The organism is Erysipelatoclostridium sp. An173 (assembly GCF_963931465.1).
In the GTDB taxonomy this organism is placed as follows: domain Bacteria; phylum Bacillota_I; class Bacilli_A; order Erysipelotrichales; family Coprobacillaceae; genus Thomasclavelia; species Thomasclavelia merdavium.
The window spans coordinates 2,365,533-2,380,668 of sequence record NZ_OZ007017.1 but is presented as its reverse complement, the minus strand read 5'-3'; the positions used below and the strand labels follow the sequence as shown (position 1 = coordinate 2,380,668).

Annotated in this window: 15 protein-coding genes; 9 read left to right on the top strand and 6 right to left on the bottom strand. The window is 31.4% G+C overall.

Annotation, left to right across the window (positions count from 1 at the left end; translation table 11 throughout):
- Positions 1-9 precede the first annotated feature (9 nt).
- Together ABGT36_RS11880 and ABGT36_RS11875 are read right to left on the bottom strand one after the other, a co-directional pair.
- Positions 10-714, bottom strand: a complete 705-nt coding sequence (locus ABGT36_RS11880) for a response regulator transcription factor (protein ID WP_087300822.1) — start codon at positions 712-714, stop codon at positions 10-12.
- 75 nt (positions 715-789) lie between these two features.
- Complete coding sequence (locus tag ABGT36_RS11875) at positions 790-1,467, bottom strand: VTT domain-containing protein (protein WP_346678171.1); 678 nt, start codon at positions 1,465-1,467, stop codon at positions 790-792.
- 291 nt (positions 1,468-1,758) lie between these two features.
- Between ABGT36_RS11875 and ABGT36_RS11870 the strand changes: the two genes are divergently transcribed.
- Positions 1,759-2,256: an MATE family efflux transporter gene (locus tag ABGT36_RS11870; protein WP_346678169.1), complete on the top strand. Its 498-nt coding sequence runs from the start codon at positions 1,759-1,761 to the stop codon at positions 2,254-2,256.
- 302 nt (positions 2,257-2,558) lie between these two features.
- Here the strand turns inward: ABGT36_RS11870 and ABGT36_RS11865 are convergent, their stop codons facing one another.
- The 3 genes from ABGT36_RS11865 to ABGT36_RS11855 are packed head-to-tail and all read right to left on the bottom strand — an operon-like array spanning position 2,559 to position 6,000.
- Positions 2,559-3,593, bottom strand: a complete 1,035-nt coding sequence (locus tag ABGT36_RS11865; protein WP_087300826.1) for an aspartate-semialdehyde dehydrogenase — start codon at positions 3,591-3,593, stop codon at positions 2,559-2,561.
- A 6-nt stretch (positions 3,594-3,599) separates the two neighbouring features.
- Positions 3,600-4,844 (bottom strand): aspartate kinase, encoded by a 1,245-nt coding sequence (locus ABGT36_RS11860; RefSeq protein ID WP_087300827.1) that lies wholly within the window; start codon positions 4,842-4,844, stop codon positions 3,600-3,602.
- A 1-nt stretch (position 4,845) separates the two neighbouring features.
- Positions 4,846-6,000, bottom strand: coding sequence for a homoserine dehydrogenase (locus tag ABGT36_RS11855; protein ID WP_087300830.1), 1,155 nt, complete (start codon positions 5,998-6,000; stop codon positions 4,846-4,848).
- A 330-nt stretch (positions 6,001-6,330) separates the two neighbouring features.
- On the opposite strand from ABGT36_RS11855, the gene thrC reads away from it, so the two are divergent.
- On the top strand, positions 6,331-7,812 hold the full coding sequence (gene thrC, locus ABGT36_RS11850) for a threonine synthase (RefSeq protein WP_087300833.1): 1,482 nt from the start codon (positions 6,331-6,333) through the stop codon (positions 7,810-7,812).
- Positions 7,813-7,821: 9 nt separating this feature from the next.
- Complete coding sequence (gene thrB, locus ABGT36_RS11845) at positions 7,822-8,715, top strand: homoserine kinase (protein ID WP_087300835.1); 894 nt, start codon at positions 7,822-7,824, stop codon at positions 8,713-8,715.
- Positions 8,716-8,755: 40 nt separating this feature from the next.
- Here the strand turns inward: thrB and ABGT36_RS11840 are convergent, their stop codons facing one another.
- Positions 8,756-8,992 carry a helix-turn-helix domain-containing protein gene (locus ABGT36_RS11840; protein ID WP_087300837.1) on the bottom strand — a complete coding sequence of 79 codons (237 nt, stop codon included), beginning with the start codon at positions 8,990-8,992 and terminating at the stop codon, positions 8,756-8,758.
- Positions 8,993-9,127: 135 nt separating this feature from the next.
- Here ABGT36_RS11840 and ABGT36_RS11835 point away from each other — a divergent pair, with 135 nt between their 5' ends.
- The 6 genes from ABGT36_RS11835 (at position 9,128) to rpsI (ending at position 14,903) form a co-directional block, all read left to right on the top strand.
- Positions 9,128-9,808, top strand: a complete 681-nt coding sequence (locus ABGT36_RS11835; RefSeq protein ID WP_300082275.1) for a tRNA threonylcarbamoyladenosine dehydratase — start codon at positions 9,128-9,130, stop codon at positions 9,806-9,808.
- A gap of 5 nt (positions 9,809-9,813) precedes the next feature.
- Positions 9,814-10,056, top strand: a complete 243-nt coding sequence (locus tag ABGT36_RS11830; RefSeq protein ID WP_087300841.1) for a hypothetical protein — start codon at positions 9,814-9,816, stop codon at positions 10,054-10,056.
- A complete protein-coding gene (locus ABGT36_RS11825; RefSeq protein WP_087373882.1) occupies positions 10,056-10,796 on the top strand; it encodes an alpha/beta hydrolase in 741 nt (246 codons plus the stop codon). The genes ABGT36_RS11830 and ABGT36_RS11825 overlap by 1 nt, the downstream gene beginning before the upstream one ends.
- 349 nt (positions 10,797-11,145) lie before the next feature.
- Positions 11,146-13,704, top strand: a complete 2,559-nt coding sequence (locus ABGT36_RS11820) for a family 16 glycosylhydrolase (protein ID WP_346678165.1) — start codon at positions 11,146-11,148, stop codon at positions 13,702-13,704.
- A 351-nt stretch (positions 13,705-14,055) separates the two neighbouring features.
- Positions 14,056-14,493, top strand: coding sequence for a 50S ribosomal protein L13 (gene rplM / locus ABGT36_RS11815; RefSeq protein WP_087300847.1), 438 nt, complete (start codon positions 14,056-14,058; stop codon positions 14,491-14,493).
- Positions 14,494-14,510: 17 nt separating this feature from the next.
- A complete protein-coding gene (gene rpsI / locus ABGT36_RS11810) occupies positions 14,511-14,903 on the top strand; it encodes a 30S ribosomal protein S9 (protein ID WP_087300849.1) in 393 nt (130 codons plus the stop codon).
- Positions 14,904-15,136: the final 233 nt, after the last annotated feature.

Here is a 15,136-nt window from a genome sequence, read left to right as displayed (position 1 = left end):
TAATCACCTCTACATTTTTTCGATTTTATATCCAACACCCCAGACTACTTTTAAATACTGTGGATTACTTGGATTGATTTCAATTTTCTCGCGTAGATTGCGAATATGCACCATTACTGTTTCGGTATTTATAGCTGTTTCATGCCAAACATTTTCATATATTTGTTCACTTGAGTAAACCCGCCCAGGCTGTTTCATTAACAGTTCAAGAATCTTTAATTCGATTGGTGTTACTTTTATCAGTTTACCATCAACACTAACTTCTTTAGTATCAAGATCTAACTCTAGTCCACCAACAACATATTTATTGCTTTCAACAGTATTTTTATTTACCATGTCTAAATATTTATGATATCGTCTTAATTGCGAAGAAACTCTGGCTAATAGCTCCATTGGGACAAATGGTTTAGTTACATAATCGTCACCACCAATATTTAAACCAGTAATTTTATCAATATCTTCAGATTTTGCTGATAAGAAAATAATTGGAAAATCATGTTTTTCTCGTACTTTCATTGTCATTTCAATTCCATCCATTATTGGCATCATGATATCAACGATTGCTAAATGAATAGTGTTATTTTCGATAATTTCGATTCCTTCTTTGCCATTATGAGCAATATATACATTATAGTTTTGTGATTTTAGATAAATAGCAATTGCTTTAGCAATTTCAATTTCATCTTCAACTACTAAAATATTATCTTGAGTCATTTTTCTACTTCCTTTCACCTTCTATATTATAGAATGAATATATTAAGAATAGTAGAAATGATTTCCAAAGATTTTCTAAAGATTCTTTTTTTTGATATAAAAATTGTAACAAATTAAACCGATTAAAGATATAAGACCAGTAATTACAAAGACTAAAATTGTAAAGCGATAGTTTTGATTGGATAGGGCATTTCCACCAATCGTACTAGTAATTACTGATGGTATCCTAGCAAAAGTGGTTAGTAAAAGAAATGTTTTAAGCTTGATTCTTGTAAATGGTGCAATGTAGGTTAAAAGATCTTTTGGAGTGCCGGGAATAAAAAAAATAATAAAAATGATTAATTCAAGATTTTTCTCTTTTTTTAAAAAAGTAACTTCATGAAACTTTTTTAAATCAAAAAATTTTTTAACAAAATTCAAACCAAATTTTTCAATAAACCAATAGATAAAGATGCTGCCAATGATAGAACCTGTTAGACAAATTATTAATCCAGGAATTGTACCATAACAAAAGCCGGCAGCTACTTCAATAATTTCACCTGGTAGAAATACAAAAATAACTTGAATGGTCATTGCAAAAATTAACATTAATTTGCCCCAATTACCAAATTTTGCTAATTTTTCTTTTAAAATAGCTGGATCATTTAAGTAGTTAGAAAATGGTTTATATAAAATTAAACAAATTAGAGCCATGGCAATGACCATAGTCAAAAAAATCAAAATATTTTTTTTATTTTCGGTAATTTTACTCATTTCTTTCACCTCGATATTAGTATAGACAACTAATCTAAAACAAAACGGGTGATTTTTCTAAAAAATAAATAAAGAAAATAGTAGATTTTATTTATATTTAATGAAATTTTGACAGAAAAAATCATTTAGGATACTAATTTTGTTTACTTAAAAAATTATTTGTTTTAGCAGATAAGGTAAGAGGCTAAAATATTATTGTTTTATTGGACTTTTTTGAAAGAAATGTATATTAATGAAAACAATTAATTAAGTGGATTTTAAATAGTTATTTGTGACCTTTTTGGTAATGCTATGATTAGTTCATATAGTGTTGGCGATATGGCTATAGTAAATCAGTATCAATATCTAGATCAAGCAGTGGCCTTGGTTGTAGTAGGACCAATCTGGAAAATTATTTATAGTTTAGGAGTGATGATAGGAATTGGGGGTTCTGTAATTTTAAGTATTGTCAAAGGCAAAGAGGATAGTAAGAAGGGACATGAATCCTTTTCAGGTTCGTTAATTGGAACAATAATATTAGCTCTAATTAGCTGGTTAGTAATAATTTTTTTAGAAGAACCAATGTTGACACTATTTGGTGGTGAGGCAAGTTTAATGCCGTTGTCTAAACAATATTTAATACCGATTAAATTTGTTGTACCATTATTTTTGTTTAATCAAATGCTAGCGGCTTTTTTACGAAATGATAATAATCCAGGACTAGCAACAATTGCGGTATTAGCAGGTGGAACTTTAATGTTTTGGAGATTATTTCTTTGGTATGGATACGACAATTATGAGAAGGTATGATTTATCGTTTGTTTTTTACCATTTAATATTTTTTCAATATATTATTTTATTTCTAATCTTTGATGAAACCATGAATTTCATTTTTTATTTTGGTATTAAGAGGATTAGTTATTAGTGGAATCATGATTTATTACCAGCAATTGTTGGTGGTGATAGTATATGGTTTGCTATGTTGATAACTGAAACAATTGTAGCAGTAATTGTTATATATTATATGCGTCGTTATACTAGAGAGCTGACTTTGCAAAATAATTAATATATTTATTTAAACAAAAAATCCACCAAATAGTGGATTTTTGTTTTTATAATAGACCCATTTCAATCATTTTAAGACCAATATCAACTGAATTATAGGCAGCACCTTTCATTAATTGATCAGCTACGATCCATAAGCTTAAAGCGTTTGGATTATCTAAATCTTTACGAACACGTCCAACATGAACTAATTCATCACCAACAAAAAGGTTAGCCATTGGATAGATTTGATTTTCAACATCATCATATAATTCAACACCAGTAGAATTTCTTAATAGTTCAAATGCTTTATCGATATCAATTGGTTTTTTTGTTTCGATATAAACTGATTCAGAATGACCACGTAAAACCGGAACACGAACACAAGTCGCATTTACTTTAATATCTTTATTGAAGATTTTTTTAGTTTCATTAACCATTTTCATTTCTTCTTTAGTGAAGTGGTTATCTAAATCAAATTTATCAACTTGAGGGATACAGTTAAATGCAATAGGGAAATGCTTTTTATCGCTAGCACAAGGAAGCGTTTTAGCAATCGGTTCTTTACCATCTAATACTTCTTGAGATTGACGATATAATTCTTCCATTCCTGCTACTCCAGCACCAGATACTGCTTGATAAGTAGAAACGATGATTCGTTCAATATCAAAATATTCATTTAAACGATTTAAAGCACTAACCATTTGAATTGTAGTACAGTTTGGATTAGCGATAATTCCTTTGTGATTTCTTAAAGCTTCACCATTTACTTCAGGTACTACTAATGGAACATCAGGATCCATTCTAAAATGACTAGTATTATCGATATTAACACATCCAGCTTTTACAGCATATTCCATATATTTTTCAGAAATGCTGCCACCAGCTGACCAGAATGCTACTTCAATACCTTCAAAACTATTTTCTGTTAATTCTTCAACAATAAATTTATGTCCTTCAAATTCAATTTCTTTTCCAGCACTACGTGAAGATGCTAAAAGTTTGATACTTTCAAAAGGGAAGTTGAATTGAAAAATACATCTAAGCATTTCTCTTCCAACTGCACCTGTAGCACCGACAATTGCAACTTTATATTTTTTCATTTTAAATTACTTCCTTTCTTTTTTTCCTAAAAAAGCTTCGTGTAATAAAACCTGAGCTTTTTTTACTTCATCACGATCAATATAACATGAAATATTAATTTCTGAACAAGATGTCATTTCGACATTGATTTCGTTTTCCATTAAAGTATTATATGCTTTTTGGAACATACCGCGATTATTTTTGATTCCCACTCCAATTACCGATACTTTTCCAATATTACCGCGGACAATTGTTCGTTCAGCATTTAATTGTGATTTAAGTTCATTCATTACTTCAATAACAGCAGGAACATCTTTGTCATTGATAACTAAAGAAATATCCATTTTACCGCCACCAACTAAAGCCTGGTTAAATACGTTAACATTAACACCAGCATCAGCAATTCTCTGGAATAAATTACCAGCGCTATTGTTTGTAGCATCAACTTTTACAAGTGTGATTCTAGCTTCGTTTTGTGAACCAGTAATTCCTGATATAATTAATTGATTAAGATTTTCTTTCATAATAAGTTCATCTCCTATAACATATGTCCCTTTGATATCTTCGAATGAAGAACGGGCATGTATTGCAATATTGTGACTAGCGGCAAGCTGTACACAACGATGATTTAATACTTTAGCGCCATTTTTAGATAATTCTAGCATTTCAGCATAACTAATATAATCTAATTTTATGGCATCAGGTACGATTCTAGGATCAGCTGTATAAATACCATTGACGTCACTATAAATTTCAACTTCGCTAGCATCTACGGCTACACCGATTGCAACAGCTGATAAGTCACTGCCACCACGGCCAAGGGTAGTAATTTTACCATGAATTGAATGACCTTGGAAGCCAGGACAGAATACGACATCAGCGTAATTTAATTTTTCAATAATATCTTTTCCTTCTACCTGATTAATTGTAGCGTTATTAAAAGTTGAGTCAGTTACAATTCCTAATTCATCGTTAGTAATAGTTGCTGTTTTGTAACCAAGACTGGCCATTTCTCCTTTACATACTAAAGTAGAAATTGTTTCACCGATACTAGTTAGACGATCAATTTCTTCATCGGTTAACTGTTTAGTATTAACAATTGATAACAATGTATCAGTAGCATAAGGATCATCATAGCGACCCATTGCGGATACAACTGCAACAACTTTATTGCCGTTATTAATTTCTCGAATAATATTGTTGTACATCACTGAACGTGTTTCCCGGGAACGTGTTGATGTTCCGCCAAATTTTTGGACAATAATGTTCATTTTATCCCCTCACTTTAAAAATTGTATAATCTAAATTACCAAGACTAGTTGTCAACTTTGCTAATTCAACTTCGTGAGTGATATAGATATGATCTTGTTTTTCGGTAAAATATAATTCATAGTCTACATCGATAGGTCGGTCACAACGAAGATAATATTTTGATTTAGTGATTGGATAAATGTTTTGACAATCTTGATAATCATGGTTCCAGTACTCTTTTTGAGTTGTTTTAATAATATCACTAACAACGGCAGATGCTGTAACATAACGTCCAGCTCCTTTTCCATAGAAAATAACGTTTTCGACATAATCATTGTCGATCTCTATTACATTATATGCATCCATAACATTAGCGACTAGTTCTTTTTTATTAACTAAGGTTGCTGCAACATCTATTCCAATTCCATTATTGACTTCTTTTGCTTGAGCGATCATTTTAAAACGATAACCTAGTTTTTTAGCATAATCCATGTCTACTTTAGTTACATTTCGAATACCGCTAACAGAAATTTTATCAAAATCTATGAATTTTTTAAATCCATTTTGTGCTAAAATACAAATTTTATGTGCTGCATCGATACCATCTAAGTCTAATGATGGGTTCGCTTCAACATATCCTAAGCCATCGGCAATTGTCAATGCTTCGTTAAAATCAAGATTTTCTGTTTCCATTAATGTTAAAATAAAGTTTGTAGTACCATTTAATATACCAATAATTTCTTTGGTATTATTAGCAATTAAACTTTCTTTTTGACCAACTAAAACAGGGATTCCGCCACCAACGCTTGCTTCATAGAAAATATGGACATTATTTTCTCTAGCGGCAGTGAAAATTTCTTTACCATGATGAGCCAATAAAGCTTTGTTGGCAGTAACGACATGTTTACCGTTGTTGATAGCGCCAAGAATAATTTCTTTAGCAACGTTGATACCACCAATTAATTCAACAACAACATCAATTTCTTTGTCATTGATGACATCGTGAAAATCATTAGTATAAATAATTCCTTCAGGCAAATCTACTTCTTCAAGACCACAACCATATTTGATAACAACCTCTTCTTTAATTTCTTGTTCTAAGCGTTGTTTTTCATTAGTCAATATTTCGACAACTCCAAAACCAACTGTGCCTAGTCCAATTACTCCGATTTTCATTGTATTCCCCCTTATATAACAAAAATTGGCCTTTAATAAAAGGCCCTAACATTTTTGAAATTAATACTAGGACCAATTATATATCAGTAGACATAATAATGGTATGCATTATTAAAATACCAATTACATTCATGCCTATCGATAACATAATTAATCCTCCAATTCTTTGATTTATGACATAGTACCACGGTTGTATACAATAAGTCAACGATTAACGATAATAATTGAAGTAATCAAAGTAATTTTACTTATTATGTTATTATAAAGTATATGTTGACTTATATAAATAAATTGTATACAATAATTTAAATCACATAGGGGGATTCTAGGATGGAAAAAAAATATATAAGTACACGAAACCAGCAAAAAGAAATAAATTTTTATCAGGCAATTGTTCAAGGTATTGGTAGTGATGGTGGTTTATTAGTGCCGGATTTTGATTTTACAAAAATGGATCTTGAGGCATTGATGAAATTAGATTATGTTGATTTAGCGACAGAAGTTTTAAGTACTTTTGTTCCAGAAGATGGAAAAGAATTAATTCATGAAGCTTGTAAAAATGCATATGGGAAAGGATTATTTCCTAAAAATGTAGTTCCAGTAAAAAAAGCTGGCGATGTTTTTGTGGCTGAATTGTTCCATGGACAAACAGCAGCTTTTAAAGATATGGCATTATCGCTATTACCTTATTTAATGACACTTTCATTAAAACAATTAAATGAACAACGAGAAGTTATGATTTTAGCGGCAACTAGTGGGGATACTGGTAAAGCAGCTTTGGAAGGATTTAAAGATGTTCCAGGAACTTGCATTAAAGTGTTTTATCCATTAGATGGTGTTTCTATGATTCAACAGCAGCAAATGGTTAGCCAAACTGGAAATAATGTTAAAGTAATTGGGATCCATGGTAATTTTGATGATGCGCAAACTGCAGTGAAAAAAGCTTTTGGATCACAAGAATTAAAAGAAGCAAGTGATAAACATAATGTCTTTTTATCGTCAGCTAATTCAATAAATGTAGGGCGATTAATTCCACAGATTGTTTATTATTTCCATAGTTATTTTGAATTGGTGCGTAATAATGAAATTAAATTAGGGGATGAAATTAATTTCTGTGTACCTAGTGGTAACTTTGGTAATTGCTTAGCTGGATATTTTGCTAAACAAATGGGATTGCCAGTTAATAAATTTATTTGCGCTTCAAATAAAAATAATATTTTAACTGATTTCTTTACTACTGGTAAATATGATGCTAATCGTGAGTTTTATAAAACTAATGCTCCGGCAATGGATATTTTAGTTTCTAGTAATTTAGAAAGATTAGTATGGTTTATGACTAAAGATGGGGATAAAGTTCGTAGTTATATGGATAAACTTAACCAGGATGGAGTTTATGAAGTAGATAAAGAAGTTTTTGAAAAAATTAAAGATCAATTTAAAGCAGGGTGCTTAAATGAACAAGAAGTATTAGAAACTATTAAGTCTTGTTATAATGAAACGGGTTATTTATTAGATACTCATACAGCAGTTGGTTATGGAGTATTGAAAAGATATCAACATGAAAGTGGTGATGATACTAAAACAGTATTGTTAGCTACTGCTTCACCATATAAATTCCCTGAATCTGTATATAAAGCTATTTATGGTGAGGAATTAAATGTTTATGATGCAATTGATAAATTGCATGAAAAAACAGGGGTTATGATTCCTAAACCATTAGTAGGAATTAAAGATCGTGAAGTATTGCATAAACAAGCAATTGATAAAAGTGAAATCGTTGATTTTATCAAATCAGAAATAGAAGCGATGTAGGAGGTTTTTATGAAAGTAAAAGTAAAAGTGCCGGCAACAAGTGCTAATCTTGGTCCTGGTTTTGACGTTGCGGGAGTAGCTTTGACAATGTTTAATACCTTTACCTTTGAATTGATGGAAAAAGGTTTAGAAATTACTGGATGTCCGCAACAGTTTTGTAATGAAAACAACCTAACATATCAGGCTTTTAAACAAGCAGCCAAAAAATGTGATTTGGATTATCAAGGATTAAAAATTGAATGCAGTGGTGAGGTGCCATATACTCGAGGACTGGGAAGTAGTTCGACTTGTATTGTGGCTGGAATTGTAGGTGCTTTTGCATTTAAAGATAAAGCTGAAGATCGTCAAGAAATTCTTGAATTAGCGACAGCAATAGAAGGGCATCCTGATAACGTGGCTCCAGCTATTTTTGGGGGACTTACAGTTTCGGTAATGGAAGAAGAAAATGTTTTAACTTTAAATATACCGGTTAAACATGATTATCGTTTTGTGGCTTTGATACCACCATTTACTTTATCGACAGAACAATCACGTTCAGTTTTACCACAGGTTTTACCAAGAGCAGATGCTATAAAAAATGTTTCGCATTTAGCTTTAATGGTTGCCTCATTGATCAATGGTTTTGACGATGGCTTAAAACTTGGTTTTAAAGATCGTTTACATCAGCCTTATCGAGGTGACTTGATTGCGGGATATTGTGAAATCATGGATGTTTTAGAAGAAGATGAGCAAATACTAGGTGCCTATTTATCAGGGGCTGGACCAACTATTATGGCGTTGATTCGAGCAGAAGATAAGATGGGTGTTGTTAGAATAAAAGAAGAACTTGGTGATTTAATTAATGATTGGCAAGTAGTTAAATTAGAATTAGATCAGCGAGGATATACAGCAGATTATGAATAAGCATTTGATTTTTCAAATGCTTTTTAAAATGAAAAGAAATCTAACGTTTATTAGATTTCTTTTTGGTATAATCAGTTTTATCATCGGTACGACCGATTAAGTAATCAACAGTGGTTTCGTGAAATGTGGCTAATTTAGCTAAGATTTCAGGATCGATGGTTCGTTCACCACGTTCATAACGTGAATATGTTTTTTGTGATACGTTTAAATATTCAGCTAATTCTCTTTGTTTTAGATCTTTGTCTTCACGTAAATCTCTTATCCTTTTGTATCGCATAAAACCACCACCTTAGTTTATTATAGTGGTGACCGAATTGGTCTATACATTTTTAGACCTAATTGGACTATAAAAAAATATTTACTCTTCTTTATTAAATATGGAGATTAGTTTATAATAAATGCGAGGTGTGTTATGGAACAATTTTCAAGGATAGAAAGAATGGTAGGTTCATCATGGGTTGAACAACTTCAAAATAAAAAAGTGGCTGTTTTTGGACTTGGTGGTGTTGGTAGTTATGTAGTAGAAGCTTTGGCACGCGGTGGTGTTGGGGCTTTGGTTTTAGTTGATCATGACATTGTAGATATAACTAATCTTAATCGTCAGTTATATGCTTTACATTCCACGATTGGAAAAGCTAAAGTAGAAGTGGCTAAAGAACGTTGTTTAGATATTAATCCGCTGCTTAAAATTACTGCATATCAAAAATTTTATTTGCCTGGAAATGGTGATGAAGATATTTTTAGTGATTGTGACTTTGTTGTAGATGCCATTGATACTGTTAAGGCTAAAATAGCTTTAATTGAAGAGTGTAATCAACGAGGAATAAAAATTATTTCTTCAATGGGAACTGGTAATAAATTGGATCCTGGCAGCTTTAAAATTGATGATATATATAAAACTAACGTTTGTCCGCTCGCGCGTGTAATGCGTCGTGAATTGAAAAAACGCGCTATAAAAAAATGTCCGGTTTTATATTCAACAGAAATACCGCAAAAAGTTGCTGGCAGTACACCGGGAAGTATGAGTTTTGTACCATCGGTAGCAGGATTGATGATTGCGGGTTATGTGATGAAAGAATTAGTAAAGGAGTAGATGAAATGGAAGGTATAGTAGAAATTAATAAAGATGATTATATTGATCAATGTTTAAAGATTGTAAAAGAAATGGTGACAACAGAAGATTTTAGTGATGAAATCTGGTTAGCTTTAACAAGTGAAATTATGGATACATGTGTACAAATCGGAGGCGATTATAACGAAGATAGTATTCGTTTTATAACTCAACAATATTTAGACAATAAAGGAATTCATCGCTTTAAAAAAGCGCACGGTATTTATTAATGCAACATTATTGTGAAATTCCAACATTTAAAGGAACCATGCGTGGTTTCTTTCATAAGCCAAATGTTGATAAACATCCGGTTTGTATAATTTTTCATGGTTTTACTGGTCAAAAAACAGGGACAAAATTTTCTTATGTACAATTAGCTAGAATGTTAGAAGCTAAAGGAATTGCAACTTTTAGATTTGATTTTCTTGGAAGTGGCGAAAGTGATTTAAACTTTAAGGATATGACTTTTAAAGATGAACTTGCTTGTGCTAGAATTATTTTAGAAGAAACACTAAAAATGGAAAATTGCACGGAAATTTATCTTTTGGGTCATTCAATGGGTGGAGCAGTTGCTAGCGAACTAGCAAAGCTATATCCTGATGTAATCAAGAAAATGGTTTTATGGGCTCCGGCATTTAATTTACCAGCGGCTCTGGATTATTTAACAGGAAAAATGGAGCCTAATCAAGAAGGGCTTTATGATCATGGTGGATTTGAAATATCTCAAGATTTTGTTGATGATATTTTAGCACGTGATTTTTATCAAAATTTAGATACATATAAAAACGATTTGTTAGTAATACATGGAAGTGAAGATAAAACAGTTCCATATGATATTTCTAAAATTTATATTCCTAAATTTGGAAAGCAGTTGCAGTTTGTAACTATTGAAGGTGGAAATCATAATTTTGATACTATTGATCAAATTAAAGAAGTGTTAAGATTATCACTGGAATTTTTCTCTAAATAGACTATATTAGATCGCTTAGGCGATCTTTTCTTTTTATCATAAAGAAGTTATATATTTTAACTAAAAATTTAGTAAATAATAAAGACGGTATTAAGATATGTCTTAAACGTAATTTTAAATATAATAACAAAATAATAATTAAAAAAACTGCTTATTTAATCATAATTTATTTAATTTTATCACATTAAATAAGTAAAAATTTACTAAAATATCTTTACAAACAATATCAGACATTATATAATGTAAGCGTATTCGTTGAGGTTGATGTGTTTTGAAGATATTTAAGTCAGCATAAAATATCAAATCAATCAAAAACAACTGGTACTATTATAGAGAAAGGGAAAAGCATATGAAACAAAAGAGAATGACTAAAGTGTGTTCATTGGTGGCTACATTTGGTATGGTTAGTAGCATGTTTGCAACTGCTAATATTGTAAATGTAGATGCAGCTTCAATTGACACAGAATATGATTTAGTAGATTTGAACACAGGTGAAGCTACTGAAGCAGATTTAATTACTAATGGCGATTTTGAAGATAATAAAACTGGTTGGCAATTTAAAAATTCAGACGTTTTAAATTCAAAAGAAACTGCAGCTAGTGGAAATTATCATGGATTATTAAAAGAAAACCAAAATGATTCAGTATTATATCAAACACTTAAGGTAAAACCTAACACAGATTATGTTGCAAAAGCTAAAATTGCTGTTGGTAAAGTTGGTGGGCAAGTTTTCTTTAATGTAAAAGCTAACTACCTAGCAACAACAGTAAATGAGGGAACAACAGTTTCTTGTAACTCACAAGATCAAGTAGGAGTTTATCAAGAAGTAGAAATCAAATTTAATACAGGAAATTATTCTGAAATTCAACTTTGTGCTATGAAATGGGCTGATCCAGCAAGTGGACCTATTTATGAAGCACCTATTTATGTAGATGATGTTTCAATGCATGAAGTTGCTAGTTCATCTGGAGATGAAGATTATGACATCGTATGGGCTGAAGAATTTAATGAAGATGAATTAGATACAGATACTTGGGGCTATGAATTAGGATGTATTCGTGGTGTTGAACAACAACATTATGTAAAAAGCGAAGAAAATGTATTTATGCGGGATGGAAACTTAGTATTAAGAGCTACTGATCGTGCTGAAGAAGATCAATATACAAATCCTCGCGGATCAAGAAAAGTTATTTATAACTCAGGAAGTGTTCGTACTCATGGTAAACAAGAATTCTTATATGGAAGAATCGAAATGAGAGCAAAATTACCTAAAGGTCGTGGGGCATTCCCAGCATTCTGGACTTTAGGTGCAGATTTCACACTTGATGGTAAAATTAATAAACAACAAGGATATGGATGGTCACGTTGTGGAGAAATCGATATCATGGAATTATTAGGTGGTCATGAAGGTGAAGATAGAAATAAACAAGTATGGGGTACTGCTCATTTCTATGATCCAGATATCGGTGATCAATGGGATCAAGATACTACTGGTTCAGGTGGTAAAATGTATACAAATGATACTGATTTCAATGATGATTATCATGTATTCGGTATTAACTGGTCTCCAGATAAAATTGAATGGTATGTAGATGGTGTTGTGTACAACACATTAGATTTAACTAACCCTCAATGGGGAGAATCAGCTAAAAAATGTTTCAATCGCCCACAATATATTCAATTAAATCTTGCAATGGGTGGTAACTGGCCTGGTGATACAGTACCTGGTTTAGCAGGAACTGAATTCCAAATTGATTATGTATATTATGCACAAAACGCAGAACAAAAAGCTGCTGCTGAAGAATATTATGCTTCTGCCCCTGAACTTAATGGTGTAAGCGATGTTACAATGGTTGAAGGAGATACTCCAGATCTATTAGAAGGAGTTACATCAACTAATGATACATTTGTTGATTTCTCAGTAGAAAATGAACATATGTTTAAAAATACTGGTGGATTAACTTCTGTTGATTTATTATGTACTGGTAAAGATGATGTAGCAAGTTTAGCAAATTTACCTGCTGGTAAATATAATATTCATTATACTGCAATTCCTAACGATATCGAATATGATGATGTTAGAGGAGTAAATCGTGATACTGATTATAAATTTACTCGTAAAACAGCTATCTTAACAGTAGTTGATAGAACTTTCCCAAGTGACTTTGAATTAAATGGAGTTATTGGAAATAAATTAGAAAGTATTGCACTACCAGAAGGATGGTCATGGGTAAATCCAGAAACAGTTATTGAAAGTGAAATTGGTGAATATGAAGTACAATTTGTAAATGGATCATATTCAAAAATTGTAACTGTAACAGTAAATGCAGTTGCTGTTGATAAAACAGAATTAGAAAATACAATAAATAATGCAGTTGCAGAAGTAGGAAAAGATGCCACATACACTAAAGCTTCAAGAGCGGCTTTAGATAAAGCTATAGCTTCAGCTAGAGCAGTGTTCGAAGATGCTGATGCAACAAAAGAAGAAGTTGCAAATGCTATTCAAGCATTAAATAATGCAATTGCAAACCTAGAAAAATATGTAGATGAAAAAGATGTTAATGATTTAATCGAAAAAGGTAATTCTTTAGTAGGTAAGACAGATGCTTATACAAAGGATTCATTAAATAAATTATCTGCAGCATTAGCTGATGTTAAATCAGCATTAGAATCTGGAGATAAAGAAGCAATTCAATCTGCTTATGCTAGATTAAACGAAGCTATCGCTGGATTGGTAAAAAATGATACTACAACTGATCCTGGTGTAACACCTTCAGATCCAAATTCAGGATCAAATTCATCAACTGCAGTAAAAACAGGTGATGATGCAGCGATTGGTACAGCATTATTTGTATTGACTATGTCTGCTGCAGGAGTAGTATTATTCAAAAAAAGAAAAAGATGCTAATATAAAAATATAGATATGATAGACTGCTGATAATATCATTATCTAAAATTAAAAAATGTCCGGCTCAGTGCCGGCATTTTTTATAGTTATTATTCAAGATAAATATATTTATGATGGATGATATTGGGCTATAATTTATATAGAAAATATTTAATTTGAACAAAAATATTAAATAAAAACTATCTTGACTACAATAAAAAACAGAGTTTATTTTAAAACTAGAAAAAGACAAAAAATCTATGAAAATAACAAGATAATTTGTAAAAATAATTGACATTGGATTATGAAGTGTTTATAATGAGAATGTTCTTATGAACCTAAGTCCCCGGTAAGGATAAAGGAGAAGAAAAAATGAGACAAACAACTATGGCTAATGCAGCCACAATCGAAAGAAAATGGTACGTAGTTGATGCTGAAGGATTAACTTTAGGACGTTTAGCATCAGAAGTAGCAAAAGTGTTAAGAGGTAAACATAAACCTACTTATACACCACATGTAGACACTGGTGATTATGTGATTATTGTAAATGCTGACAAAGTAGTAATGACTGGTAAAAAATTAGATTCAGTTAAATATTATCATCATTCAGGTTGGCTTGGTGGTTTAAAAGTTAAAACTGCACGCCAATTCAAAGAAAAAAATCCAACTGGTTGGGTTGAAGCAGCAGTAAAAGGTATGTTACCACATAATACATTAGGTAGAAAACAAGGTATGAAATTATTTGTTTATGCTGGAAGTGAACATCCACATGCAGCACAAAATCCTGAAGAGTTAAAAATCAAAGGGTAAGGGGGTAAGAGAGAACAATGGCAAATGTACAATATCGTGGAACTGGACGTAGAAAAACTTCTGTAGCTAGAGTTATTTTAACACCTGGTACAGGAAATATTACAATTAATGATAAACCAGCAAAAGATTATTTACCATCAGATGTATTATTAATGATTGTTAATCAACCATTAGAATTAACTAATACAACTAATCAATTTGATGTAAAAGTAAATGTTTATGGTGGTGGATATTCAGGACAAGCTGGAGCTATCCGTCATGGTATCTCAAGAGCATTATTAGAAGCTGGTTCTGATTATAGACCAACTTTAAAAGCTGCTGGATTCCTTACTCGTGATGCACGTGTTAAAGAACGTAAAAAATATGGTCTTAAAAAAGCAAGACGTGCTCCACAATTCTCAAAACGTTAATTTTTGGGAATACCCAGAACAATTCAAAGAAACTCAAATCAGCAAAAGCCTTTATTTATCGGCTAAAACTCGATTTGAGTTTTTTTGTATACTCATAAATTAAAAACGGTAAGCGACATATAAGCGACAAGTAAGATACAAAATTCTCACCACAGTTCTCTAATATGCGACACAATAAATTCAATCTATTTCTTGTACTCATCTTATAATCAAAAAATGAACAATAAAAAGAA

Excerpts from the sequence above, each read along its gene's own strand:
- ABGT36_RS11820 (WP_346678165.1), top strand. The coding sequence starts at position 11,146 with ATGAAACAAAAGAGAATGACTAAAGTGTGTTCATTGGTGGCTACATTT.
- ABGT36_RS11870 (WP_346678169.1), top strand. The coding sequence starts at position 1,759 with ATGATTAGTTCATATAGTGTTGGCGATATGGCTATAGTAAATCAGTAT.
- ABGT36_RS11825 (WP_087373882.1), top strand. The coding sequence starts at position 10,056 with ATGCAACATTATTGTGAAATTCCAACATTTAAAGGAACCATGCGTGGT.
- ABGT36_RS11880 (WP_087300822.1), bottom strand. The coding sequence starts at position 714 with ATGACTCAAGATAATATTTTAGTAGTTGAAGATGAAATTGAAATTGCT.
- ABGT36_RS11860 (WP_087300827.1), bottom strand. The coding sequence starts at position 4,844 with ATGAACATTATTGTCCAAAAATTTGGCGGAACATCAACACGTTCCCGG.
- ABGT36_RS11840 (WP_087300837.1), bottom strand. The coding sequence starts at position 8,992 with ATGCGATACAAAAGGATAAGAGATTTACGTGAAGACAAAGATCTAAAA.
- ABGT36_RS11865 (WP_087300826.1), bottom strand. The coding sequence starts at position 3,593 with ATGAAAAAATATAAAGTTGCAATTGTCGGTGCTACAGGTGCAGTTGGA.
- rpsI (WP_087300849.1), top strand. The coding sequence starts at position 14,511 with ATGGCAAATGTACAATATCGTGGAACTGGACGTAGAAAAACTTCTGTA.
- rplM (WP_087300847.1), top strand. The coding sequence starts at position 14,056 with ATGAGACAAACAACTATGGCTAATGCAGCCACAATCGAAAGAAAATGG.
- ABGT36_RS11875 (WP_346678171.1), bottom strand. The coding sequence starts at position 1,467 with ATGAGTAAAATTACCGAAAATAAAAAAAATATTTTGATTTTTTTGACT.
- thrC (WP_087300833.1), top strand. The coding sequence starts at position 6,331 with ATGGAAAAAAAATATATAAGTACACGAAACCAGCAAAAAGAAATAAAT.
- ABGT36_RS11830 (WP_087300841.1), top strand. The coding sequence starts at position 9,814 with ATGGAAGGTATAGTAGAAATTAATAAAGATGATTATATTGATCAATGT.
- thrB (WP_087300835.1), top strand. The coding sequence starts at position 7,822 with ATGAAAGTAAAAGTAAAAGTGCCGGCAACAAGTGCTAATCTTGGTCCT.
- ABGT36_RS11855 (WP_087300830.1), bottom strand. The coding sequence starts at position 6,000 with ATGAAAATCGGAGTAATTGGACTAGGCACAGTTGGTTTTGGAGTTGTC.
- ABGT36_RS11835 (WP_300082275.1), top strand. The coding sequence starts at position 9,128 with ATGGAACAATTTTCAAGGATAGAAAGAATGGTAGGTTCATCATGGGTT.